At 36.3% G+C, this 24625-nt stretch carries 27 protein-coding genes and 1 tRNA gene; 9 read left to right on the top strand and 19 right to left on the bottom strand.

Annotated elements, in window-relative coordinates:
* Window positions 1–143 precede the first annotated feature (143 nt).
* Together ICJ84_RS15180 and ICJ84_RS15175 are read left to right on the top strand one after the other, a co-directional pair.
* The gene (locus ICJ84_RS15180) at window positions 144–1133 is read left to right on the top strand and encodes an aspartate-semialdehyde dehydrogenase (RefSeq protein WP_188217270.1); all 990 of its coding nucleotides are present in this window, start codon (window positions 144–146) and stop codon (window positions 1131–1133) included.
* Between the two features lie 129 nt (window positions 1134–1262).
* A complete protein-coding gene (locus ICJ84_RS15175; protein ID WP_188217269.1) occupies window positions 1263–2594 on the top strand; it encodes a MutS-related protein in 1332 nt (443 codons plus the stop codon).
* A 47-nt stretch (window positions 2595–2641) separates the two neighbouring features.
* Here ICJ84_RS15175 and ICJ84_RS15170 read toward each other — a convergent pair whose 3' ends face one another.
* The gene (locus ICJ84_RS15170) at window positions 2642–3598 is read right to left on the bottom strand and encodes a M28 family metallopeptidase (RefSeq protein ID WP_188217268.1); all 957 of its coding nucleotides are present in this window, start codon (window positions 3596–3598) and stop codon (window positions 2642–2644) included.
* A gap of 274 nt (window positions 3599–3872) precedes the next feature.
* On the opposite strand from ICJ84_RS15170, the gene ICJ84_RS15165 reads away from it, so the two are divergent.
* Entirely contained in the window at window positions 3873–5954 is a 2082-nt protein-coding gene (locus ICJ84_RS15165; RefSeq protein ID WP_188217267.1) for a prolyl oligopeptidase family serine peptidase, read from the top strand.
* Window positions 5955–6003: 49 nt separating this feature from the next.
* The gene (locus tag ICJ84_RS15160; RefSeq protein WP_188217266.1) at window positions 6004–6918 is read left to right on the top strand and encodes an ABC transporter ATP-binding protein; all 915 of its coding nucleotides are present in this window, start codon (window positions 6004–6006) and stop codon (window positions 6916–6918) included.
* Between the two features lie 156 nt (window positions 6919–7074).
* Here the strand turns inward: ICJ84_RS15160 and ICJ84_RS15155 are convergent, their stop codons facing one another.
* From ICJ84_RS15155 to pdxA, 11 genes are all read right to left on the bottom strand, one after another.
* A complete protein-coding gene (locus ICJ84_RS15155; RefSeq protein ID WP_188217265.1) occupies window positions 7075–8175 on the bottom strand; it encodes a DNA helicase PriA in 1101 nt (366 codons plus the stop codon).
* Window positions 8176–8208: 33 nt separating this feature from the next.
* Complete coding sequence (locus tag ICJ84_RS15150; protein WP_188217264.1) at window positions 8209–9339, bottom strand: SPFH domain-containing protein; 1131 nt, start codon at window positions 9337–9339, stop codon at window positions 8209–8211.
* A gap of 88 nt (window positions 9340–9427) precedes the next feature.
* Window positions 9428–9892 (bottom strand): GreA/GreB family elongation factor, encoded by a 465-nt coding sequence (locus ICJ84_RS15145; protein ID WP_188217263.1) that lies wholly within the window; start codon window positions 9890–9892, stop codon window positions 9428–9430.
* Window positions 9879–10562 carry a monofunctional biosynthetic peptidoglycan transglycosylase gene (mtgA, locus tag ICJ84_RS15140; protein WP_188217262.1) on the bottom strand — a complete coding sequence of 228 codons (684 nt, stop codon included), beginning with the start codon at window positions 10560–10562 and terminating at the stop codon, window positions 9879–9881. Before mtgA ends, ICJ84_RS15145 begins: the two co-directional genes overlap by 14 nt.
* A gap of 19 nt (window positions 10563–10581) precedes the next feature.
* Complete coding sequence (locus tag ICJ84_RS15135) at window positions 10582–11700, bottom strand: NAD(P)/FAD-dependent oxidoreductase (RefSeq protein ID WP_188217261.1); 1119 nt, start codon at window positions 11698–11700, stop codon at window positions 10582–10584.
* Window positions 11701–11938: 238 nt separating this feature from the next.
* Window positions 11939–13294, bottom strand: a complete 1356-nt coding sequence (gene accC / locus ICJ84_RS15130) for an acetyl-CoA carboxylase biotin carboxylase subunit (RefSeq protein WP_188217260.1) — start codon at window positions 13292–13294, stop codon at window positions 11939–11941.
* A gap of 87 nt (window positions 13295–13381) precedes the next feature.
* The gene (accB, locus tag ICJ84_RS15125) at window positions 13382–13867 is read right to left on the bottom strand and encodes an acetyl-CoA carboxylase biotin carboxyl carrier protein (RefSeq protein ID WP_188217259.1); all 486 of its coding nucleotides are present in this window, start codon (window positions 13865–13867) and stop codon (window positions 13382–13384) included.
* Window positions 13868–13890: 23 nt separating this feature from the next.
* A complete protein-coding gene (locus tag ICJ84_RS15120) occupies window positions 13891–14886 on the bottom strand; it encodes a beta-ketoacyl-ACP synthase III (protein WP_188217258.1) in 996 nt (331 codons plus the stop codon).
* Between the two features lie 180 nt (window positions 14887–15066).
* Window positions 15067–15270 (bottom strand): 50S ribosomal protein L32, encoded by a 204-nt coding sequence (rpmF, locus tag ICJ84_RS15115; protein WP_027138009.1) that lies wholly within the window; start codon window positions 15268–15270, stop codon window positions 15067–15069.
* Window positions 15271–15279: 9 nt separating this feature from the next.
* Window positions 15280–15819 (bottom strand): YceD family protein, encoded by a 540-nt coding sequence (locus ICJ84_RS15110; RefSeq protein WP_188217257.1) that lies wholly within the window; start codon window positions 15817–15819, stop codon window positions 15280–15282.
* A 73-nt stretch (window positions 15820–15892) separates the two neighbouring features.
* Window positions 15893–16939, bottom strand: coding sequence for a 4-hydroxythreonine-4-phosphate dehydrogenase PdxA (gene pdxA, locus ICJ84_RS15105; RefSeq protein WP_188217256.1), 1047 nt, complete (start codon window positions 16937–16939; stop codon window positions 15893–15895).
* Between the two features lie 66 nt (window positions 16940–17005).
* Here pdxA and ICJ84_RS15100 point away from each other — a divergent pair, with 66 nt between their 5' ends.
* On the top strand, window positions 17006–17602 hold the full coding sequence (locus tag ICJ84_RS15100) for a riboflavin synthase (RefSeq protein WP_188217255.1): 597 nt from the start codon (window positions 17006–17008) through the stop codon (window positions 17600–17602).
* Here the strand turns inward: ICJ84_RS15100 and ICJ84_RS15095 are convergent.
* The 3 genes from ICJ84_RS15095 to mce all read right to left on the bottom strand — a co-directional run bounded on the left by ICJ84_RS15095 (window position 17599) and on the right by mce (window position 18492).
* Window positions 17599–17829, bottom strand: a complete 231-nt coding sequence (locus ICJ84_RS15095; RefSeq protein ID WP_188217254.1) for a hypothetical protein — start codon at window positions 17827–17829, stop codon at window positions 17599–17601. The genes ICJ84_RS15100 and ICJ84_RS15095 overlap by 4 nt on opposite strands.
* Window positions 17830–17960: 131 nt before the next feature.
* A tRNA-Ile gene (locus ICJ84_RS15090) sits at window positions 17961–18034 on the bottom strand.
* Window positions 18035–18081: 47 nt separating this feature from the next.
* Window positions 18082–18492 carry a methylmalonyl-CoA epimerase gene (mce, locus tag ICJ84_RS15085; RefSeq protein ID WP_188217253.1) on the bottom strand — a complete coding sequence of 137 codons (411 nt, stop codon included), beginning with the start codon at window positions 18490–18492 and terminating at the stop codon, window positions 18082–18084.
* A gap of 193 nt (window positions 18493–18685) precedes the next feature.
* On the opposite strand from mce, the gene rbfA reads away from it, so the two are divergent.
* The 3 genes from rbfA to ICJ84_RS15070 are packed head-to-tail and all read left to right on the top strand — an operon-like array spanning window position 18686 to window position 21375.
* Window positions 18686–19090: a 30S ribosome-binding factor RbfA gene (gene rbfA, locus ICJ84_RS15080; protein ID WP_188217252.1), complete on the top strand. Its 405-nt coding sequence runs from the start codon at window positions 18686–18688 to the stop codon at window positions 19088–19090.
* Window positions 19091–20296, top strand: a complete 1206-nt coding sequence (locus ICJ84_RS15075; protein WP_188217251.1) for an ABC transporter permease — start codon at window positions 19091–19093, stop codon at window positions 20294–20296.
* Between the two features lie 11 nt (window positions 20297–20307).
* Window positions 20308–21375 carry an endonuclease/exonuclease/phosphatase family protein gene (locus ICJ84_RS15070; RefSeq protein WP_206688709.1) on the top strand — a complete coding sequence of 356 codons (1068 nt, stop codon included), beginning with the start codon at window positions 20308–20310 and terminating at the stop codon, window positions 21373–21375.
* A gap of 256 nt (window positions 21376–21631) precedes the next feature.
* Here the strand turns inward: ICJ84_RS15070 and dusB are convergent, their stop codons facing one another.
* From dusB to ICJ84_RS15055, 3 genes are all read right to left on the bottom strand, one after another.
* On the bottom strand, window positions 21632–22627 hold the full coding sequence (gene dusB / locus ICJ84_RS15065; protein WP_188217250.1) for a tRNA dihydrouridine synthase DusB: 996 nt from the start codon (window positions 22625–22627) through the stop codon (window positions 21632–21634).
* A 79-nt stretch (window positions 22628–22706) separates the two neighbouring features.
* Window positions 22707–23081, bottom strand: a complete 375-nt coding sequence (locus ICJ84_RS15060; RefSeq protein ID WP_188217249.1) for a hypothetical protein — start codon at window positions 23079–23081, stop codon at window positions 22707–22709.
* Between the two features lie 52 nt (window positions 23082–23133).
* On the bottom strand, window positions 23134–23472 hold the full coding sequence (locus ICJ84_RS15055; protein ID WP_188217248.1) for a roadblock/LC7 domain-containing protein: 339 nt from the start codon (window positions 23470–23472) through the stop codon (window positions 23134–23136).
* 165 nt (window positions 23473–23637) lie between these two features.
* On the opposite strand from ICJ84_RS15055, the gene ICJ84_RS17070 reads away from it, so the two are divergent.
* Window positions 23638–23769, top strand: coding sequence for a hypothetical protein (locus tag ICJ84_RS17070; protein ID WP_262891582.1), 132 nt, complete (start codon window positions 23638–23640; stop codon window positions 23767–23769).
* Window positions 23770–23863: 94 nt separating this feature from the next.
* Here ICJ84_RS17070 and ICJ84_RS15050 read toward each other — a convergent pair whose 3' ends face one another.
* A complete protein-coding gene (locus ICJ84_RS15050) occupies window positions 23864–24622 on the bottom strand; it encodes a LytR/AlgR family response regulator transcription factor (RefSeq protein ID WP_188217247.1) in 759 nt (252 codons plus the stop codon).
* Between the last annotated feature and the right edge of the window lie 3 nt (window positions 24623–24625).

Here is a 24625-nt window from a genome sequence, read left to right as displayed (position 1 = left end):
TAAATAAATAACAATGTGTTATTTGTTGTTAAAAAGCCTTGGTTTTAAATAATCTAAGGCTTTTTTTTATTTTTAACATGGAATTAATAGTTAGTTTTGTCACTCGAAAATTTAAAGAACAAGATTTTAAACAATTATAAAAGATGAAAGTAGCTGTTGTTGGCGCCACTGGTATGGTTGGCGAAGTGATGCTAAAAGTATTAGAAGAACGTAACTTTCCTGTTACAGAATTATTATTAGTCGCTTCAGAGCGTTCTGTAGGTAAAAAAATATCATTTAAAGGAGAAGAATTAACCGTTATTGGTTTAGCTGATGCTGTGGCTGCAAAACCACAAATAGCTATCTTTTCAGCAGGTGGAGACACTTCTTTAGAATGGGCTCCTAAATTCGCAGAGGCAGGAACTACTGTAGTAGATAACTCTTCAGCCTGGAGAATGGACCCAACAAAAAAATTAATTGTTCCTGAAATTAATGCTGGAGAATTAACTAAAGACGATAAAATTATAGCTAACCCTAACTGTTCTACCATTCAGATGGTGTTGGCGTTATCTAAACTTCACGAAGCTTACAAAATGAAGCGTATCGTGGTATCAACTTACCAATCGGTTTCAGGTACTGGAGTTAAAGCGGTACAACAGTTAGAAAACGAGATTGCTGGTGTTGAAGGTGAAATGGCGTATCCTTATCCAATTGGTAGAAATGCATTACCGCACTGTGATGTGTTCATGGAAAACGGCTACACTAAAGAAGAGATGAAATTAGCCAAAGAACCTCAAAAAATCTTTGGTGACAGTTCTTTCGCTGTAACAGCTACTGCGGTTCGTATTCCTACTTCAGGTGGACACAGTGAATCTGTAAACGTACAGTTTGAAAACGATTTCGATTTAGCAGAAGTCAGACAGTTAATCAGTGAAACTCCGGGTGTTGTTTTACAGGATAATACTGCTACAAACACGTACCCAATGCCAATTTTAGCGCACGATAAAGATGAGGTTTTTGTTGGTCGTTTAAGACGTGATGAATCTCAACCAAATACATTAAACATGTGGATTGTTGCCGACAACTTACGTAAAGGCGCTGCAACAAACACCATTCAAATTGCTGAATACTTAGTTGAAAACAACCTGGTATAACAGTAAAACTAGATGAGACTATGTGAAGCTCCTGTAAAAATACAGGAGCTTTTTATTTTAAATTAACTTGTAGGCATTTATTACAAAACATTATTATCTTACATTTATGTAAAATTAAAAATGTTCTTGATGACTGAATTCGAATTAGATAAACAAACAAAAAAAGACTTAGGGATTTTTTCTAATAGTAGAAATACTAATTCGATTTTAAGTTTTTATGATGAAACTAAAACACTTGGCGGAAAGAATTTTTTAATTGACCTCATGAATAATCCGATTGCGGATATCAATAAGTTGAATCAAAGAACCGAACTAATTAAGTTCTTAGCAGATACAGATTTTGATTTAAAACTTAATTATAGTCAATTAGACTATATTGAGCACTATAAAAGATTAGGCATCGCTCCTTTACCAAACACTCGCTTAGATGCTCTTTTTCAGGATTTATCTTATCGTATCAAACCAACAAATGACTACTATATAATAAAAACAGGAATTCAACATTTAATAAATTTATTAGTTGAACTCAAAGTGAAAATGGTTTCATTAAATAAAAATAACTTACCTAACGAACTCAATTCTTACCAAGAATACATTTTAGAGATAATAAACAATCATGACTTTAAACCAATATACAACAAAAGCACCATAAAAAGACCCTTAAAAACAAATAAGTTAGATAATCTATTCCGTAAAAAATATAAAAATGAAATAAGTAAAATTATAGAAATTGTTTATTCCTTAGACGCCTTCGTTTCAATTGCTAAAATTTCAAAACTAAAAAATTTAGCTTTTCCAACTTATTCAAATTCAAAAATTTCCTGTCTATACGTTGAAGATCTTTATCACCCTTTATTAGAAAAAGCAATCCCTAATACAATTAACATTAAAAGCCCAACAAACTTATGCTTTTTAACAGGTCCTAATATGGCAGGTAAATCAACATTTCTAAAGTCAGTTGGCTTATCTATTTATTTAGCTCATCTAGGTTTTCCTATTCCCGCAACAAAAATGACAACCTCAATTTATAATGGAATTATTACAACCATAAATTTATCAGATGATATAAATTTAGGACATAGTCATTTCTATAGCGAGGTCAACCGTATTAAAGAAACACTCATAAAAATCAAACAGAAAAAAAACTTGTTTATAATATTTGATGAATTGTTTAGAGGAACTAACGTTAAAGATGCTTTTGATGGCTCTTTATTAATAACAAAATCTTTTGCCAACATCTCCGAAAGTACTTTTTTTATCTCTACACACGTTACTGAAGTCGCCGAAAAACTCATCAACAATAAAAACATTAAATTCAAATATTTTGATTCCGAACTAAATAATGATATACCAAATTATAATTATAAATTAAAAAACGGAATATCCAATGAAAGATTAGGCATGCATATTCTCAAAAAAGAAAAAATTATGGAACTTTTAGAGACCTTAACAAACAACTAATTTAAAGTCACTTAAATAACAATTACGATAGACCAACTATTATAATATTAATCCTGATTAATAAAATATATCTTCTCTGTTGAAGACGCTTTTCTTAAAATCGTTTGAAAAATATACTCACAAACCATTTTTTCTCCCGGTAAGTTAATCAGTTCTAAAGTATCTTCAGGAGTATGATATTGCGGATGCCCTCCGGTATGCATTCCTAAAACGGAAATACCTTTTTTATAGAACGACACGTGGTCTGAACCACCAACACCTCCCGGATGAACTCCCGGATTTAATCCTAACGACACGCCTAAATCCTTCATAAAATCAACCCCTCCTGGAAAGGTTCCTGCGCCCCCCATATACACCTGCTTCTTATCATTAAGTCTTCCAACCATGTCCATATTAATCATTAGCTTAATATTTTCAAGAGGTACCAACGGATGTTCGGTAAAATATTTACTTCCCAACAAGCCTTGCTCTTCGGCACCAAAAGCAATGAACATAACACTACGTTTCAACTCGGCTTTATGCGCCGTCAGTTTTTCAGATATCTCCAATAAGGCGGCTGTTCCGCTAGCATTATCATCGGCTCCAAAGTGAATGGCATTCTTTTTATCCGATTTCGATGATGGTCCGCCCAATCCCAAATGATCGTAATGTGCTCCTAATACAATGTATTCATTCTTCAATACCGGGTCGTTTCCTTCAATAAACCCAACCACATTACATGTCGGCACCAATGGTTTTTCTGCTTCACCTTTGGCTACACGCAACTTGGCTTTAAAAGGTTGCTTATAACCTTGTTTAGAACCCTGAATTCCATTAGATTTAAAATCCTTTATTAGATACTTTACAACGCGTTTATTAGCTTTCGTTCCTGGATAGCGTCCCCCATTTTTCTCAGAGGTTAAAAATTTAATATGGCTTTCAATTTCTTGCTCGGTAACCTCGGCCTGAGCGCATACCGACAGTGAACAGACTAAAAACAGTCCTGCGATTAGCATTTTATTCATAAATCAAATTGTATTAAAACGATAAAGTAAGATAATTAAAATCGAAAATATAAACTTTTAAGACGAACAACGTAAACTAAGGTATTTTCGTTATTTTTGATTTTATCGATTCAATTTTTAGTTGTTTTTTCAAACCGATTTTTGAATATTTAACAAATTAATACATCCTCTTTGCAAGCCTAAGAGGTATTTATAGAAAAAGAATTTTATTTAGACGTAAGATTCAGAACATTTAAATCTCGATTATCGAGTAAACTCTTGAGAATAATAGCCTGTGAAATACCCGAAAACAAAACCTGTTGATGTTGTAGATACTTATTTTGGTGTTGATGTAAAAGATCCTTTTCGTTGGTTGGAAGACGACCGAAGTGCGGAAACAGAAGCCTGGGTAAAAGTACAAAATCAGACTACTTTTGATTACCTGAATACTATTCCGTTCAGGAAAACACTTAAAAATCGACTATCGCATTTATGGAATTACGAAAAAATTGGTGCGCCTTTTACTGAAGGTAATTACACCTATTTCTCTAAGAATGATGGTCTGCAAAATCAAAGTGTCATTTACAGGAGAACAGAACATGATGACCCTGAAATTTTTCTGGATCCCAATACCTTTTCCAAAGACGGCACGATATCTCTGGATGAATTAAGCTTTTCAAAAAGCGGCAAATTACTAGCCTATTCCATTTCTGAAGGCGGAAGCGACTGGCGAAAAGTCATTATTTTAAATGCCGAAACCAAAGCGCCGTTGGAAACGCCTTTGGTGGATATAAAATTCAGCTCCCTTTCTTGGTATAAAGACGAAGGCTTTTACTATTCCAGTTACGACAAACCTGAAGGCAGTGAACTTTCGGCAAAAACCGATCAGCATAAAGTGTACTATCATGCCTTAGGCACTTCTCAAAAAGATGATGTCCTTATATTCGGGGGCACAGCTGAAGAAAAACACCGTTATATCAATGCGCATGTGACTCGCGATAATCGTTTCTTAATCATCATTCCGAGAATTTCTACCTCTGGCAATAAGCTTTTAATAAAAGATTTATCGGTTCCTAATGGTGGTTTCATTACTATTTTAGACAACGATAGCAGTGATACCTTTGTTGTTCACAACGAAGGTTCTACCCTGTTTTTGGTGACTAATCTCGATGCGCCAAACCGACGCATCGTAAAAGTAGATGCTTCAAATCCGACACCAGAACACTGGGAAGACTTTATTCTGGAAACCGATTATGTCCTCACCCCAACCAAGGGCAGTGGCTATTTATTTGCGCATTATATGATAGACGCCATCTCTCAGGTTAAGCAATACGACTGGACAGGCAATCACATCAGAGACATCGATCTTCCCGGATTAGGGACAGCCAGTGGTTTTTCAGGAAAACAAGAGGCTTCAAAATTATATTTCAGTTTTACCAATTATAAAACACCCGCCAGCATTTTTGAACTCGAACCAGAAACCGGTGAGACCAAAACCTACTGGCAACCTGCTATTGATTTTAATCCTAATCAATACGACAGCAAACAGGTATTTTACACCTCAAAAGACGGCACAAAAATACCGATGCTCATTACTTATAAAAACGGTATTGAATTCAATGGAAAAAATCCAACCATCCTTTATGGTTATGGCGGATTCAATATTAGTTTAACCCCGGCTTTTAGCATCACCAATGCCATTTGGCTGGAACAAGGCGGTATTTTAGCCGTTCCTAATTTACGTGGTGGTGGCGAATATGGCCGTGAATGGCATGATGCCGGCACCCAATTACAAAAGCAAAATGTATTCGACGATTTTATCGCTGCCGCGGAATATCTGATCGATAACCACTATACAAGTTCTGACTATTTAGCCCTGCGAGGGGGCTCAAATGGTGGTTTATTAGTTGGTTCTGTAATGACACAACGTCCTGATTTAGCCAAGGTGGCTTTACCTGCCGTTGGTGTTTTAGATATGTTGCGCTACCATACCTTTACTGCTGGCGCCGGTTGGGCTTACGATTACGGCACCGCCGAAGACAGTAAAGACATGTTTGAATACTTAAAGGGCTACTCACCGTTACACAATATAAAATCAGGCATTGCATATCCGGCAACCTTAATCACTACCGGTGATCATGACGATCGCGTGGTGCCTGCTCATAGTTTTAAATTTGCAGCAGAATTACAAAGCAAGCAAACCGGTAACAATCCAACCCTGATTCGTATTGAAACCAATGCCGGACACGGTGCAGGCACCCCGGTAAGCAAAACCATAGAAGAATATGCCGATATTTTTGGCTTTACATTTTATAACATGGGCTTTAAAACCTTACCTAAAACAATTGAAGAGCATTTAGAAGGTGTAACCACATGATAGATTACGCCCCTTTATTTTCAAAGATTATTTAACCTACTTTTACCATATGTTACAGATAAAAAACCTATCGTTTCATTACAAGGAACAGGCTATTTTAAACCATATTTCATTTACTGCAAAACCAGGTGAACACTTGTCTATTATTGGTGAAAGTGGTTCCGGAAAAAGCACACTTTTAAAGTTACTTTACGGTTATTACGATTTACCTGCAGGACAAATTTTCTGGAAAGACACTGAAGTTTTGGGTCCGGATTACAATCTAGTTGTTGGCTATGACTTCATGAAATATGTTGCTCAGGAATTCGACCTAATGCCTTATATTACAGTAGCTGAAAATATTGGTGCCTTTTTATCCAATTTTTACCCTGAGGAAAAACAGGCGCGCATAAACGAACTTCTTAAAGTGGTAGAGTTAGAGCCCTATGCCAACATTAAAGTGAAAGAATTAAGTGGCGGACAAAAACAACGGGTAGCTATTGCCAGGGCAATAGCTAAAGAACCGGAAATTTTGTTATTAGACGAACCCTTTAGCCATATTGATAACTTTAAAAAACAATCACTCAGACGCAGCCTGTTTAAATATTTAAAAGACCATCACATTACCTGTATTGTCGCGACACATGATAAAGACGACGTGTTATCGTTTTCAGACCAGATGATTGTGCTTCACGATGCCAAAATTATGGCTCAGGACACGCCTGAAAATCTTTTTAAGAATCCGAAAAACAAATTAATCGCCTCCTTTTTTGGGGAATATAATGACCTTGAAAATTATGGAATCATCTATGCCCATCAATTAAAACTACATGACAAAGGCTCTCTGAAAGCAACTGTAAAGCAAAACTATTTTAAAGGGACTTCCTATCTTATTGAAGCCGATTTAAATGGTACAAACGTGTTTTTTGAACATGAGAGCGCTTTAAACATCGGAGCGTCCATCTCTTTAAATGTTTCCTCATAATATTAAACCAAAATGGTCTAAAAAGTAGTTATTCCGAATAAACTTAAGGAATATTTAAAAACCAAGTCATTGATTATGAAATTACTTCGAAACATAAATTTCTCGTAATGACTATTGCTCATTACTTTTCACACCACTTGGTACTATTATAAATATTTACTTGGCAAATTGGGCTATTAACACAATAACGATAAGCACTACAATGACCGTTAAAAAAATTTTCCAGAAGGAATATGGTCGGTCTCCGGAAATGCTTCCGTTTTCGCCATTCACATAAAAGTTATAACGCTTTCCATTAAACTTGTAGGTGCTTATGTAAACAGGTAATAAAATATGCTTAAACGTTTCATTACTCAATTCCATATCAATGGAAGACACACGCTGCGTATCACCACCAATATCACGTCTTGCCCAAAGTTCGGCAATTTTACGGGCTTCGTCTGTAGATTTTAAATGTCCGTCTTTTAATGAAATCGTATACTTTTCAGTAACGAAACCAGAAAGGTAACTGCTATCGAAAGCCTTTAATTTTTTTAAATCCCAACGTGTAATTTTCGACGGTATATTTCCCGTGTTTTGCCTAGACCCTCTTACTAAAGTATCATCTACAAATCCGTTTACATGTCCGCTGGCATAGGACCATCGGGTTCGTCGCTCCTGACGTGTACGCGTGACTGTTTTACCATTCTGGGTGGTGGTATACGGTACATTTACATAATAATAGTCTCCACGCTGCCCCGTATAATCGGCATTTAAATAGGCGTCGAAAGTCCAATACGGCAGATACAACCCTCTTACAAGCTCAGGATTTAAAACCGCCTTCTTTAATTTATTTGGTGCAAACCACAAGCCTTTTACCCAGCTTTTAAAAATGAGGTGTGCTTTTTTATGATCAATCTGAAAAGGCAATACGGCACCTGGTAAAATCCATTCCTCCTTGTAAGCATCTTCAATAATGAGCGGCATACTGCAATAAATACAATGCAAAGATTTGTAATGCTCTTCAATATGCTGATTGGCACCACAGTTTTTACATTGCAACATAGCAATTTCTTCGCTATGTGATTGCCCGCCAATTTTTTCCAAATAAGGCTTCAACTCCAGCTCCTCAAAGCTTTCATTTAAAGGTTGTATCGTTTCTTCATAACTGCAATACTCACAAACCAATGTTGTTGTTCCCGGCGCATAGAGCAATTCTGCTCCACAGTTAACACATGCTTTTTTTAGTTCAGATTTTTGGCTTTTTATATCTTCCATGAACTAACTCATAAAATTAAAATCAAGCATCTATTATTGAGGTAATGGCGGTGGTGTATTGCCTCCTAAAAACGCCTTAAGTTCATCAACTTCTTTTAAAGGTTTCCAATCGCTCATTCCCTGTTTCCACACCAAAGTCTCTTTGTTAACGGTGCGTCCGGCAAATAAGGTTTGAAGTTGCTCAAAAGACACCGGTCCTGCCTGCGTTCCGTTAAACGCATAATAATATTGAATTGCCGCAGGCATTGGCGGGGGTACCGCAGCAGAAGGCTGAGTCGCGGGATTCGTATTTACATTTTGAGGTTGCATGATATTACCCATTTGTTGCGCTAAAGCAAAGCCCATGCCCATGCCCATTCCGGCACCGGCCGTACCGCCATCATTATTCGCAGCTGCTTCAATAGCTTTAGCTGCTTTAAATCTAGTTAGTTTATCAAGGTCCAATTTATCAATTCTACTATACTCGAAGATTTCCTTTTTAAGGTCTTCAGGCATCGATACGTTTTCAATAAAGAACTTTTCCAACGAAATACCAATGCTATTAAAATCGGATTGCATCACAGCTTTACAGGCATCAGACAACTCGGTAGTATTAGCCGCATATAATTCAATAGGCAATCTGGCTTCACCTACCGTGTTTGTAAAACGCGTAGCGATTAAACTTTTAAGATGCTCGTTAATTTCAAAATTGGTGAAGTTATTATCTGTTCCAACAATATCTATAATAAATTTCCCGGCGTCGCTGATTTTAAAGGCATACGTACCAAAGGCACGAATTTCAACCAAACCGAAGCGGTCATCGTTTAATATAATCGGGTTTTTAGTTCCCCATTTTTCATCGGTAAACAAATGTGTATTTACAAAATAGACCTCGGCTTTAAACGGACTATCGAAACCATATTTCCAACCCTTTAGCGTTGAAAGAATAGGTAAATTTTGCGTATTTAAAGTATAGGTTCCGGGTTTAAACACATCGGCTAACTGGCCTTCGTTAATAAAAACCGCCATTTGTCCTTCACGAACAATAAGTTTGGCATTATTCTTTATTTCGTTCTGATAACGTTCAAAACGGTAGCAAATGGTGTCGTCTGTGTAGTCTAACCATTCAATGATATCGATAAATTCGTGACTTAATTTCTCTTTTATGGTATCGAAGATTCCCATGGTTTCAGGTTTTATTAAAGTTGATGTTTAAAGATATGAAAAAAGGAAAACATGTAAGCTCTTATTTACATGTCAGTCTATTGTTTTTTCAGATGATATTCAGAATTCTAAACGCTTGTCCTCTAAAATACACATCATCGCCTATTTCTTTACCCAATAACAACTTACCGATTGGCGTACCTGGAGAGATGGCGAAAAACACGACATCATCAACCTTTAACTCCCCTAAACTAACCGCTATAAAATAATTGACTTGAGAGGTGAATACCACAGTACCCAAACGCACTTTTTTTGATGTCGTTTTCACATCAACTTTGGAAAGCACTTCTTTTGTTTTATTGATTTCAGCGAGTTGTTGTCCGGCCTTTTCGCGTTCCAACTGCAGCATAGCCCTGCCGGTTTCGTGTTTATCGCCTGCCGTGCTTTTGGTTTCTGAAGTTAGGGATTCCTGAATTTGAGCTATATGCTTTTGAATCGTATCGAAACGATTGGACACTGATACCTCACATTGTTTGTACAATGCCTGTTTTATTTCGAGATTACTTTTTGTCATACGAAAATGGTCCGTAAAAATGCATTTGCTTTACAATCCAGGCCTTTCTGCCCTGAATATAGGGCGATGCCGGACTGGCTTTATACCGTTGCGGACTCGGTAAAACTGCCGCAATAGCCGCAGCTTCATATTGGGTTAACCGCGCCGCTGGTTTTTTAAACCAGTATTGCGCAGCAGCTTCGGCGCCATAGACTCCCTTACCCATTTCAATACTGTTCAAATAGACTTCCATGATGCGTTCCTTACTCCAAATAACTTCGATTAAAAACGTGAAATAGGTTTCTAGGCCTTTTCGTAACCAACTGCGCTGTGGCCACAAAAACACATTCTTTGCCGTTTGCTGACTAATAGTACTTCCTCCACGCACCCGTTTACCTTTTTTATTGTATTCAAAAGCTTTTTCGATAGCTTCAATATCAAATCCATTATGGTTTAAAAAATTCTGATCTTCACTGCAAATAACAGCCAATTGCAGGTTTTTAGAAATATTATCAATGGATTCCCAATCATGCTTCCAGAAGGTTCGTTTTTCGCTGTCCTGCTCGAAATAGCGAATCACCATAAGGGGTGTAACCGGCACCGGTACCCACTTAAATAAGACCACAAAAGCAAAAGTGATGACCATAAACCACATGATTGTTTTTAATAAAAACCGGAACCCTTTTTTCATTTATTATTAAAATTTATTTTTAGTTATTATGTGCTAAATCGGCGAGTTCTTTGCCTACCAGACTGCCAATAGCGATTCCCATTCCGCCTAAACGCACACCGCAAAACACGCGATCAGACAATGGTTTTACAATAGCTTTTTTCTGAGGGCCAACGCCCATAATACCACTCCATCGATGTTCGATTTCAAATGGTGTATGCGGCAAAATAACCGTTTTTAAAAGCCTTTCCAAGCTATCCTGAATTTGTGTTGTTTGACCAAATTCTGTAGTTTCTTCCCCCTTAAAATCCAAGTTACGGCCACCACCAAACAAAATACGATTATCGATATTCCTGAAATAATAATAGCCTTTATCCAAATGAAAAGTACCTTTAATACGCAGGTTTTTAATGGGTTTCGTGATGAGCACCTGTGCTCTGGCTGGTTTAACATCCTCGTGGACTAACTGCTCAGCAAAACCATTGGTAGCAATTAACAATTTTGAACTTGAAAATTCAAAAAAACTAGTTTTTATTTTTACCAATTGCCCTTGCTCTTCGAAACCTTCTACAAGACAATTATTTAAGATTTTTATACCAATACATTGTGCCTTTTTTAACAAACTCTCCATCATAAGGCCTGTATCTATTTGTCCTTCAAAGGCATTGAATATATAATGCTCTTTTATGTTTTTAAACTGAAAACTATTGGGCTTTTCACTGTAAACAGGAACATTAAAAATGGGCTTTAAAAACTGATTAACCTGATGAATTTGTGACAAACAGGATTCGTATAAATCATCCTGTTGTAAAAACAATTCGTAACCACCGTAATTTTTGTATCCCAATGCCTTTTCGCCTAAGGTTTGTTTTAATAGATTCAAACCATCTACACGCTTTTTAATAAGCCCCAAGACCTCATCTTCAGTATGTATCTTTAAATCCTCTATAACCTCGCTTAAACTTCCAAAACAAGCAAATCCGGCATTTTTTGTACTGGCTCCTTGTGGCAAAACTCCTTGTTCTAAAATTAGGATGTTGGCTTTTGGGAATCTCTCTTTTAACTGCAAAGCACAGGTTAAACCCACAATACCACTGCCCACAATAGTGAAGTGGATATTGCTCAGCCAAGATTTTATTTCCCAATAGGAGAGATTCACTATTTTTTGTGGTTAGTTTTTAGTAAAAATAGTGAATTCGAGTTAAGGATATAACTATTATTGGAGCTCTTTTAACAGTGACTATTAACAATAAAAAAACGACTTTCTAAATACAAGTATTCATGAGTTCATTTATTTAAAATATAAACTCGCGAATAGAGCAGACATCTCCTTCTTTAATAAGGAAAAGTAACAGCATAAAAAAACTCCGAAAGAGACTTCCGGAGTTTTAATTGTTTTATTCGTCTTCAGCGGGCTTTTCCATAACGAAATCTTCCATGAACTTAGTGGTATAATTACCCGCAACATAATCGGGATTATCCATAAGCTGACGATGGAAAGGAATCGTGGTTTTAATACCTTCGATTACGAATTCGTCTAAAGCACGTTTCATTTTGCTTATCGCTTCTTCTCTCGTTTGAGCCGTTGTAATTAACTTGGCAATCATAGAATCGTAGTTTGGCGGAATAGTATACCCAGCGTAAACGTGAGTATCTAAACGCACACCGTGACCTCCCGGAGCATGTAAAGTTGTAATTTTTCCAGGTGACGGACGGAATCCGTTATAAGGATCTTCGGCGTTGATACGACATTCGATAGAGTGTAAGTTTGGTAAGTAGTTTTTACCAGAAATTGGCACTCCTGCTGCTACTAATATTTGCTCACGGATTAGATCGAAATCAATCACCTGCTCGGTAATTGGGTGCTCTACCTGAATACGTGTGTTCATTTCCATGAAGTAGAAGTTACGGTGTTTATCTACTAAGAACTCTATCGTTCCAGCACCTTCATACTTAATGTATTCTGCCGCTCTAACCGCTGCTAGTCCCATTTCGTTTCTTAACTCGTCGGTCATAAACGGAGACGGGGTTTCTTCGGTTAATTTCTGGTGACGACGTTGTACTGAACAGTCTCTTTCAGAAAGGTGACATGCTTTTCCTGTAGAGTCTCCAACGATCTGTATTTCAATATGTCTTGGCTCTTCAATAAGTTTTTCCATGTACATATCGTCATTTCCGAAGGCTGCTTTACTTTCCTGACGTGCAGAATCCCAAGCAGCTCTAAGGTCTTCTTTCTTCCAAACGGCACGCATTCCTTTACCTCCACCACCGGCAGAAGCTTTAAGCATAACTGGAAATCCTGTTTCTTCAGCTACTTTTTCACACTCTTCGTAAGACTTGATAACACCATCACTTCCTGGTACACAAGGTACGCCAGCCGCTTTCATTGTAGCTTTAGCATTGGCCTTATCTCCCATTTTATCGATCATCTCTGGAGATGCCCCGATAAATTTGATACCGTGTTCTTCACATATTTTAGAAAACTTAGCGTTTTCTGATAAGAACCCGTATCCCGGGTGAATCGCATCTGCATTTGTAATTTCTGCAGCTGCAATAATGTTAGACATTTTCAGGTAAGACTCGCTACTTAAAGGCGGTCCTATACAAACCGCTTCATCAGCAAACTTTACGTGTAAACTTTCTGCATCGGCTGTAGAATATACTGCAACCGTTTTGATGCCCATTTCTTTACAGGTTCTAATAACACGAAGTGCTATTTCTCCTCTGTTGGCAATCAGTATTTTTTTAAACATAACTTTTTCGAATTAAAAATTGCAAATTCCAATCGCCAAATTCCAAATATTGGATTTTGAGATTTGTTTACTGGAACTTTTAACTGGTTATGATGGGTCTACTAAAAATAACGGCTGATCGAACTCTACAGGAGAAGAATCGTCAACTAAAATCTTAACAACCTTACCTGAAACTTCAGATTCGATTTCATTGAAAAGCTTCATCGCCTCAATGATACAAAGTACATCACCTTCTGCTATAGTTTGACCTACTTCTACAAATAATGGCTTATCTGGAGCTGGTTTTCTATAGAACGTACCAATAATTGGCGATTTGATAGTGATATATTTTGAATCCTCTGCTGCTGGAGCTGCAGGAGTAGCTGCTGCTGGTGCCGCCTCTGCTACCTGAGCAGGTGCCTGAGCTGCTACTTGTGGAATTTGTGCTGCCGGCATTGGAGCATACTGCACAGTTGTTGCCTCTTCTGATCCTGTTTTAATGGTGATTTTGATGTCATCCATCTCTAATTTAACCTCACTTGCACCTGACTTTGCTACAAATTTGATTAAGTTTTGAATCTCTTTAATGTCCATAATTGTATTGATTAATTATCGGGTTATGAATTATAGGCCCATTTTAAATAAATAGAACCCCAATTGAATCCGCCACCAAAAGCGGCAAAAATTAAATTATCTCCTTTTTTAAGCTTAGACTCGAAATCACTTAGTAATAACGGTAAAGTAGCCGAAGTTGTATTTCCGTATCGTTCGATATTCATCAATACTTTTTCTTCAGCTAACTCAATACGTTGTGCCGTAGCATCAATAATACGCTTGTTTGCCTGATGTGCTACCAACCAATCAACGCTGTCTTTATCTAAATTATTGCGCTCTAGAATTTTAACCGTAGCATCTGCCATATTAGACACTGCATTTTTAAATACAGTTCGTCCTTCCTGGAATGCATACTGACCACCTTTAGCCATAGCTTCTTCGGTGATTGGGAAAGCAGAACCTCCGTAAGTTGCCTGTAAAAATTCTCTACCCGTTCCGTCACTTCTTAAATATTCATCCTGAAGTCCTAATCCTTCTTCATTAGGTTCAAACAAAACTGCTCCTGCACCATCACCAAAAATGATACAGGTTGCTCTATCTTCATAATTAATAATTGACGACATTTTATCGGCACCAATTAATAATACGTTTTTATATCGACCTGATTCGATATAACTTGCCGCAACCGACATACCATACAAGAAACTTGAACATGCCGCATCCATATCGAAAGAGAATGCATTGGTTGCACCAATTTCTGAAGCCGTGAAAGATGCTGTTGAAGCCGCTTTCATATCTGGTGTTGCTGTAGCAACAATAACAAGTTCTATAGTTTTAGGATCGATGCCTTTCTTATTGATAAGGTCTTGTGCAGCTTTAATTGCTAAATAGGACGTCCCTTTTCCTTCTTCTTTAAGAATACGACGCTCCTTAATTCCTGTACGTGAAGTTATCCATTCATCATTTGTATCAACCATTGTTTCAAGAATCTGGTTGGTTAATACATATTCTGGCACATAAGCGCCAACAGCTGTTATAGCCGCTGAGATTTTACTCATAACTTTATAGTTAAATTGACCGAAAAATCACTAAAATTGATCAAAAACACGTCAAAATTTGTGAAAATTACTAAAAATTAGCTTAATAACTCGCAAATTACGTGTTTTTACGCTTTAGAAAAAGCATATCATAAAAAAAACGCTCACATGTGAGCGTTTTTTTATATGCACGCATAGTTATTATGCTATGTTTTCTACTGCTTCAGAATTGTCAATTAATACTTGACCTCTGTAATAAAGTTTTCCTTCATGCCAGTGAGCTCTGTGATATAAGTGAGCCTCACCTGTAGTAGGACATGTAGCAATCTGTGGCGCAGTTGCTTTGTAATGGGTTCTTCTTTTATCTCTTCTTGTTTTCGAGATTTTTCTCTTAGGATGTGCCATTTTCTATCGTTATTTATCCGTTAATAGTTTCTTTAATGTATTCCAACGAGGATCAATATCGTCCTCTGTTTTGTTCTCTTTCTTTCCTTTCGGGCTTAATTCTTCTAACTTTTTAAGTATATCTGAATGTAATGTTCCGTCTTTAATTCCAGGATGTACGCGCTTAATAGGCACAGCTAACACAATCGTTTCATATATTTGCTGCTGTATGTTAATTTCGTAAGTACCATGTGGTACAATTAGAATATTAACATCTTCATCATTATACTCATCACCAAATTTAACTACTAAATCGAACTCATTTTCGATGCTTTGATCGTACGGTTCGTTAGTTAAATCGCAGTTAACATTAACAAATCCTGAAATTTTAAAGTGTAATTCCAGTAAAGTAGATTTCTTTTCTAACTCAAGATCGACCTTTACTTTTACATCATTAAATTCCTGATACTCAAAATAATCAAAGAACACTTGCTCAATTTCATACTCAAAATGGTGCTTTGCTAATTTTAGCCCTACAAATGGAATTGTATACTCTTTTAATGGCTTCATTATCAAATCTATTTTGAGCCTGCAAATATATAAATTTTTATTTAAGCAGCATTACTTATAAACATTTTTTTGTTTATATCTTTTTCGAGGATTTTTTTAACGGATTCGCCGTAAGTTCCTCATACTCATTTCTATTTCTAAAAATCTGAATTGCTGTAAACAAAGCTTCTTTAAACGAACTCTCATCCGCTAGGCCTTTTCCTGCGATTTCATAAGCTGTTCCATGGTCTGGCGAGGTACGAACTTTATTTAATCCGGCGGTAAAATTCACACCCTGACCAAACGACAAGGTTTTAAAAGGAATGAGTCCCTGATCGTGGTAAGATGCTACAATAGCATCGAAACTTTTGTAATTATTTGACCCAAAAAAACTATCGGCAGCATAGGGTCCGTACACCAACTTACCCTCGTCTTTTAACTTTTTTAAGGTTGGTCTTAAAATCGTATCATCTTCATTACCAATTACCCCATTATCACCTGTATGCGGATTAATCCCCAACACGGCAATCCGCGGTCTTACAATATTAAAGTCCACTTTTAATGACTTATAAACCGTATTGATCTTATTTATAATTAAATCTTCAGTAATATGATTCACAACATCTTTTACAGGCACATGATCGGTTAACAAACCAACTCGCAAGCCATCAGCTACCATAAACATGAGGCTTTCTCCTTCTAATTCCTGTGCTAAATAATCGGTATGTCCGGGAAACTTAAATTCCTCCGACTGTATATTATGTTTATTAATTGGGGCCGTAATCAACACATCAACATCTCCACTTTTGAGCGCTTTGGTTGCTGATTCCAGCGATTTAATGGAATAGGCTCCGACTTTCAAGTCCTCTTTACCGAATTCAATGTTCACCGCTTCATTCCAACTATTAAAAACATTCACTTTTCCGTGGACAATTTGGTTTAAACTATTGGTAATATTAAAATTTATCTCGGACTTAAAATGTGACTTTAAAAAATTCATCACTTTAGCCGATGCAAAAATTACAGGCGTGCAGAAATCCAGCACTCGAGGATCTTCAAATGTTTTCAAAACAATTTCTCCCCCAACACCATTTAAATCCCCAATTGAGATACCCACAACTATATTTTCTGATTTCTTCATTAAAAATGATAACTTTTGTTTGTAATTTTGACACCACAAATTTAGTTAAATAAACAAACCATAGATATGTTTACAGGAATTATTGAAGATATAGGTATAATTACCGATTTAAAAAATGAATTTGACAATCTTCATATTACCGTAAAAAGTAAGATTACACCTGAATTGAAAATTGACCAGAGTGTGGCGCATAACGGGGTTTGTTTAACAGTGGTTAACCTGAATAGCGAGACATATACCGTTACAGCCATTAAGGAAACTTTAGACAAAACAAATCTAAACACTTTAAATGTTGGTGCCCCTATTAATTTAGAACGCGCCATGAAGCTTGGCGACAGATTAGACGGCCATATTGTTCAAGGACATGTAGACCAAACGGCAATCTGTGAAAGCATTGAAGAGGCTAACGGTAGCTGGGTTTTTACTTTTAACTATGATGCTTCTCTTAACAATATCACTATCGAAAAAGGCTCCATAACCGTTAACGGTGTTAGTTTAACGGTAGTAAATTCTAAAAGAAATTCGTTTAGCGTAGCTATTATACCTTACACGTACCAACATACCAATTTTAACACCTTTAAAATTGGAACTACAGTAAATTTAGAATTTGATGTTTTAGGGAAGTATGTATCCAGACTGGTTAATTTAAATAATATAAATTAAGCTTTTTGCGATAAAATTTTTTTTGTTCCAAAACACAGACCCAAGAACAACATACCATAGACAAAGCCATTTATTGGTAATCCCGGGGCAGGTGTCACATCATTCATTGAAGAAGCCATCACTGGATCACTAGGCTCAGGCGGAAGTTTTTCTCCTTGCGCAAGACAAACAAAACTTATTAATACAAATAAGATTGAGGCTAGTATGTTCTTGTTTTGCATTATCATTGATTACAAATTTAAATGTTTTGTTGATTTAACAAAATTAAACTCGACCAGAAACACAAAATAGTTTATTAATCAATAAGTTAAAACTAAAAAAGCCTTACATTGCTGTAAGGCTTTACGATTTCAAATCGTGGTCCCACCTGGGCTCGAACCAGGGACTTTCTGATTATGAGTCAGATACTCTAACCAACTGAGTTATAGGACCGAAATCGGCTGCGAATTTAAGACTATTTTTATAACCCCACAAGAAAATTATTCTTTAAAATTGATTTCCTGGCAAAGTTCTATTAAAACACCATTGGTCGTTTTTGGATGCAGAAAAACAACTAACTTATTATCAGCACCTTTCTTGGGCACATCGTTCAAAACTTCGAATCCTTCAGTCTTTAATCTTTTTATTTCTTTTTCTATATCTTCGACATCAAAGGCGATGTGATGCACTCCTTCCCCTTTATGTTCTATGAATTTTGCTATAGGGCTATCGGTTTTTGTCGCTTCTAAAAGTTCAATTTTATTCTCTCCAACTTTAAAAAATGATGTTTTTACACCTTCGCTCTCTACTTCTTCCATTTTATAACTTGGCGTACCAAGCAACTTCGCAAACAATTCATTAGAATTCTCGAGACTTTTAACCGCTATTCCGATATGCTCCACTTTGTTCATTACATATGAGTTTAGATTAAGATACAAAATTTGTAAATCAAAAGTAAGATAATCTTTAAATATCCTGTATTTTTGCACGGTAAACCACTTGTGTTCTACAAATGAACACTTTGGTTACCATAAATTTTAATTTCGAGATAAATCTCGGTATATTTAAATCTCACTTGGTGAGTCACCTATAACAGGTATAAACATGAGCAACGTAGAGGAAAGTCAAAGACAGAAGAAAATAGGATCGGTTTTACAACGCGATTTGGTTGAAGTATTGCAGGGAGCAGCTACTCAAGGTGGTATGCAAGGGATAATTATATCGGTATCTAAGGTTAAGGTAACGGTAGATTTAAGTGTTGCCAAAGTCTATTTAAGTATCTTCCCGAATGCCAAAGCCAAAGAACTATTAATTGGTATCAAATCGAATACCCCTTTAATTCGTCACGAATTAGCACAGCGCACCAAAAACCAGTTAAGACGCATGCCTAATCTGGAATTTTTTATTGACGATTCATTAGAATATATAGAAAAGATTGATCGTTCGCTAAAAGGTGAGGACAACCCTATTAAAGACCCAAGTATTTTAGACAAAAGAAAAAAATCGTAATTGAGTTTTCCGTTATATATAGCTAAACGTTACTTGCGCTCTAAAAGCAGCAACAATGCTATTAATTTTATAACTATTATTGCCATTATCGGCGTTATTTTAGGCGCTGCTTCTTTATTTATTGTGCTTTCGGGTTTTGCCGGACTAAAAGATTTCACCCTTCAGTTCTCCAGTGTGGTTGACCCCGATTTAAAGGCTGAAACTGCACATGGTAAATCTTTTGAGCTTTCAAATACTGAAAAAACTCAACTGGATGCCCTTGAGGCATTAGCTTCCTATTCTAAAGTTGTTGAAGAACGCGTTATCATTTCTTCAAACAATAAAAACACCATTGCCACGATTAAAGGTGTCGATCAGAATTTTGAACATATTGTTGCAGTCGATTCTATTTTAGATACCGGAAGCTGGCTCGATCAAAACACTAGGGAAATAGTTGTTGGCTGGGGACTTTCAAATACTCTTTCATTAGGCCTTTTAGACTACACTAAACCTTTGAATATTTATGTTCCTAAACCAGGAAAAGGGCAAATAACATCTACAAAAAACGCCTTTAATACGGTAACAACTAACAACGTCGGTATCTTTTATATAAATGAAGATTTAAACGACAATTACATTTTTGCACCTATCGATTTAGCACAACACCTATTAAACTATAAACCAAATCAAATCACAGCGATTGAATTTAAACTGAAGCCAGGAGTTGATATTGAAACAACAAAAGCTGAAATCGCAACCATTTTAGGAGATAAAGTCATCATAAAAAACCGCGAGCAGCTAAACGACGCCCTTTATAAAATGCTGAATACCGAAAACCTTGCGGTGTATCTTATTTTTACGCTGGTTTTAATCATTGCATTTTTCAATATTGTAGGCTCATTAATTATGATGATGCTGGATAAAAAGCAAAGTCTGAACACCTTATTTAATATAGGAGCCACCGTAAAAGACATTCGACGTATTTTCTTTTATCAAGGCAGTTTAATGAGTATTATCGGTGGCCTTTTAGGTCTTATCATTAGTCTTATTGTTGTGATACTTCAGCAAAGATACGCCTTACTCATGATTACGCCATCGCTACCCTACCCGGTTGCCATAAAATGGGAGAACTTTTTTATTGCCTTTTTAACCATTTCGGTGTTAGGTATTATCGCTTCAAAAATTGCGTCGGTACGCATTACAGAATCTTTAGTAAAAACCAACTAAACCATTAAATAATGTTAAAACGAACAATTAAACACCTTAAAAAGTTATCGCTTTTTATAGGTTTTATATCCTGCTCTTTTGCTTTTATCAATTGTAAAAACGAAAAGATTATAAAACTTAACGTGTTACAATTTAATATCTGGCAGGAAGGCACTGTAGTCCCAAACGGATTTAATGCTGTTGTTGATGAAATTATAAGAACCGATGCCGATTTAATAGCCTTTAGTGAAGTCAGAAACTATAACGGTGTCGATTTTAGTAAACATATTGTTGAGGCTTTAAAAGAAAAAGGTCACACTTATTACGCACAACCCAGTCAGGATACCGGACTACTGTCTAAATACCCGATTATAGAACAAACCGCCTTATACCCAGTTAAAAACGATCATGGCTCTATTACTAAAGCCATTATAGATGTTCTTGATGTTGAAATAGCTTTCTATAGCGGGCATTTAGATTATTTAAACTGCGCGTTGTATTTGCCTCGTGGTTACGACGGATCGACCTGGAACAAGTTAGACAGTATTGTAACTGATGTTGAGCAGATTCAAAAAAACAATTTAGAATCCATGCGAGATGATGCTATTGATGTATTTATCGCTGACGCGGAAAACGAAATTAAGCAAGACCGCTTAGTGATTTATGGTGGCGACAATAACGAACCCTCACATTTAGATTGGATTGAAGCCAATAAAAACCTATACGACCATAACGGCGTAGTCATCAATTGGAGAAACACTTCGGAATTAGAAAATCGCGGCTTTAAAGATGCTTATCGCGAAGTGTTCCCTAATCCGCTAACACATCCAGGGTTTACTTACCCTGCTGATAATCCTTTAGTGCCTATTAATAAATTAGCATGGAGTCCTGAAGCTGATGATAGAGATCGTATTGATTTTATTTTTTACTATCCAGATGAAAGATTACAACTTATGAACGCTAAAATTCTAGGACCTCAAGGTGATGTATCCAGAAACCAACGTGTTCTAGAAGTTACTGAGGACGTCTTTTTAGAACCCTTAAACGTCTGGCCTACCGATCATAAAGCGGTACTAACTGAATTTGCTTTAAAGTTTTAAAAGGTAAAACCGTTAGTTCTTGAGTATGTGATGCCTCCTATCGTCGGATAATCTTGGAAAATGTAGCCACGAATACACGAATATTTTCTGTAACGCTTTTATTGGTGAATTTATAGCTAAAAAAGAAGTTCTTCCTTTCGTTGGAATAACTCAGAGTTCGCAAAAGCGATAGCAGCGGCAGCTTTTGTAAAATTAAAATCTATGATTTTACAAAACTACAGCGTATAGCGCGGTGGCTTGCCATTTGCCATGAAAATTAAGTTGTAAACTGGTAATTGGCGAAGTGTTCTAAAACCTCATCGAAGGCAGCAAAAACATCTTTTGGGTCGTCGCTGGTAACCATTTTAGTTCGGTAATCTTTAAAATGTGGAATCCCTTTAAAATAGTTGGTATAATGACGACGGGTTTCAAAAACGCCTAAGGTTTCGCCTTTCCACTCAATAGACATTTGCAGATGTCTACGAGCCGCTTCCACACGTTCTTCAATAGAGATTGGCGCTAAATGCTCTCCGGTTTTAAAAAAGTGTTTTACCTGTTTAAAAAACCAAGGGTTACCAATACTAGCACGACCAATCATGGCACCATCGAGTCCGTAACTATCACGCATTTCTACTGCTTTTTCCGGTGTATCAACATCACCATTTCCAAAAACTGGAATGTGCATTCTCGGGTTATTCTTAACTTGTGCAATAGGTTTCCAGTCGGCATGACCTTTATACATTTGGGCTCTTGTGCGTCCGTGAATCGCAATCGCCTGACAACCTACATCCTGCAACCTTTCAGCAACCTCTACAATACGAATAGACTCATGATCCCAACCTAAGCGGGTTTTTACCGTAATAGGAATACTGGTACGTTTTACCATTTCGGCAGTAAGCTGTTCCATGAGGCAAACATCTTTTAAGATCCCTGCTCCAGCGCCTTTACTGACTACCTTTTTAACCGGACAACCAAAATTAATATCAATAAAATCGGGTTTCGATTCGGCAACAATATCAATGGTTTGGAGCATACTGTCCATATTCGCCCCAAAAATCTGAATTCCCACAGGACGCTCTTTTTCATAGATATCCAGCTTCATCACGCTTTTGGCAGCATTACGAATTAAACCTTCACTCGACACAAACTCCGTGTATACCACATCGGCTCCCTGCTCTTTACACAAAGCTCGAAACGGTGGATCACTCACATCTTCCATTGGTGCTAAAAGCAATGGAAATTCCGGTAAAACTATATCGCCAATTTTGGGCATATACTTCAAAAATTAATATTCTAAAAACAAATAAAGCTGTATATAATACAGCTTTGTTTGGTGCAAAGATACTAATTTTCTATAGTTTAGCTTCAATATCGGCAGTATATTTCCTTAACGTAGCTCTTGCCATACCTAAGTTTGCTTTGCTAGAATCTACCGCTAAATACACGAAGTACTCGCCGTTATTCGATAAATTAATGATATGAATCTGAGATTTTAAGGTGATTAGAATATCATCAATGGTTTCATTTAACTTTAAAGCTCGAATGGCATTTAGTTTTGCTTTTACAACTTCCAGATTATAAGCTGATGCTAATTCCGGATCGAAACTTGGGTCTAGTGTATTAGAAATATAAGACATTCCTGTTTTTACTTCTGTTACAGCAACAGCAACGAATCCGTTTAAATTACTTTTTAAATCATTCACGAAAGTGTTTAAAAAATCTGACATAATTTTTAATGGTTAAGTTTATAATTATTTTGGGTTTTATTAGGTGAGGTTTTTACACCTCGGTTTCTTTAAATAAGTGTTGTAATCTTCTGTGAATAAGGGCTAGTTTACTAGAATCGTATGTAACTACACCCAAATACCTGTCTTCCTCTACTTTTTTAACAACAAATAATCCCGACTTGGTATTGAGAATAATATCGTCAAGTTCGCCCAGTTCAAAGTCTTCTGCAATCTCCCTGCACATCGTGGTAATCATGCTTGACATGGCTGCAAAATTTTCGGCTAAATCTAAGTACATGGATTCCTCTAAAACACCTTCTGAATCGAAGATAAATCCACATTCTACGTCAATGTCTTCTATTAACGCATCTAAATCTATTGGTTTAGGCATAGGTTATAGGTTTTAAGATTAGGGGTAACCAAATATAGCGAGCCCGAACTTCACTTCCAAAGGTTTTTTAACATAAAAACTCTTATATTTTTACTTATTTTGTTAATTTTTCTCTATTTATCTAATATATTTACATTTACAGAATGTTACACCAAATCTACTACCATGAAAAAATCCATGTCTTTAGAAAATTTAGAAAAAAAATTAGATAAGCAACTTATTGAATTTAGAAAGTACCGCACCAAAAATGGTTTACGTGCCAAAAAGAAAGGTTTATTGAACAAACTTTTTTCTTAAACATACCCAGAGAAACATCTAATGAGCCTGAACTTTCAGGCTTTTTTATTTATTATTCTGTAGATTTATTACTTTACGAAACTATGATGGCTCCCTAAATATTCATCCAATGCTTAATTACATCACTATAAGTCCTACCAGTTGTAATGGCTGTTTTTGGAGAAGTATTTAGCGTAATTATAAACCTGTTACTAAAATACTTTTGAACTTCCTTCACATGATTTGTATTTATAATAATACCTCGATGCACTCTTAAAAATTCTTCTGGCAATTTTTGTTCTAATTTTAATAACGATTGTTCGCTTAAATGCTTTTCGATATTGGTATGTACCATAACATATTTTTCATTTGCTTCGAAATACAAAACTTCTTCTAACTTGATAAAAACAATTTTATCACCCTTTTTTATGGTTATAGAAGTCATTTTAGTATCACTTTTCAACGCTGTTAGTTTTCGGAGTGTATTTAAAATATTTTCATTAGAACTTCTATCGAATAATTTAAGTTTTTTAATGGTTGTTTCTAAGCGTTCCTGACGCACAGGCTTTACCAAATAATCCAAACTATTTGTTTCGAAGGCTTGTAAAGAATATTGATCGTAGGCTGTACAAAATATAACTATTGGAATAACCTCTAAAGCCTGTAATACTTCGAAACCGTTGAGACCAGGCATTTCAACATCTAAAAAAATAAGATCCGGGGTTAGTGTATTTATTAGCTCTTTAGCTTCATTTCCGTTTTTGGCAATACCTATAATTTGAAACGTTTCAGGAAATAACCCTAACAAACGCTCTAAACGATCGCGAGCCGACTGTTCGTCGTCAACAATTATGGTGGTATATTGTGAATTCATGAC

Source organism: Aestuariibaculum suncheonense (assembly GCF_014596935.1).
Classification (GTDB): domain Bacteria; phylum Bacteroidota; class Bacteroidia; order Flavobacteriales; family Flavobacteriaceae; genus Aestuariibaculum; species Aestuariibaculum suncheonense.
The sequence above is the reverse complement of the archived record's forward strand: the minus strand, read 5'-3'. Positions and strand labels throughout refer to the sequence as shown.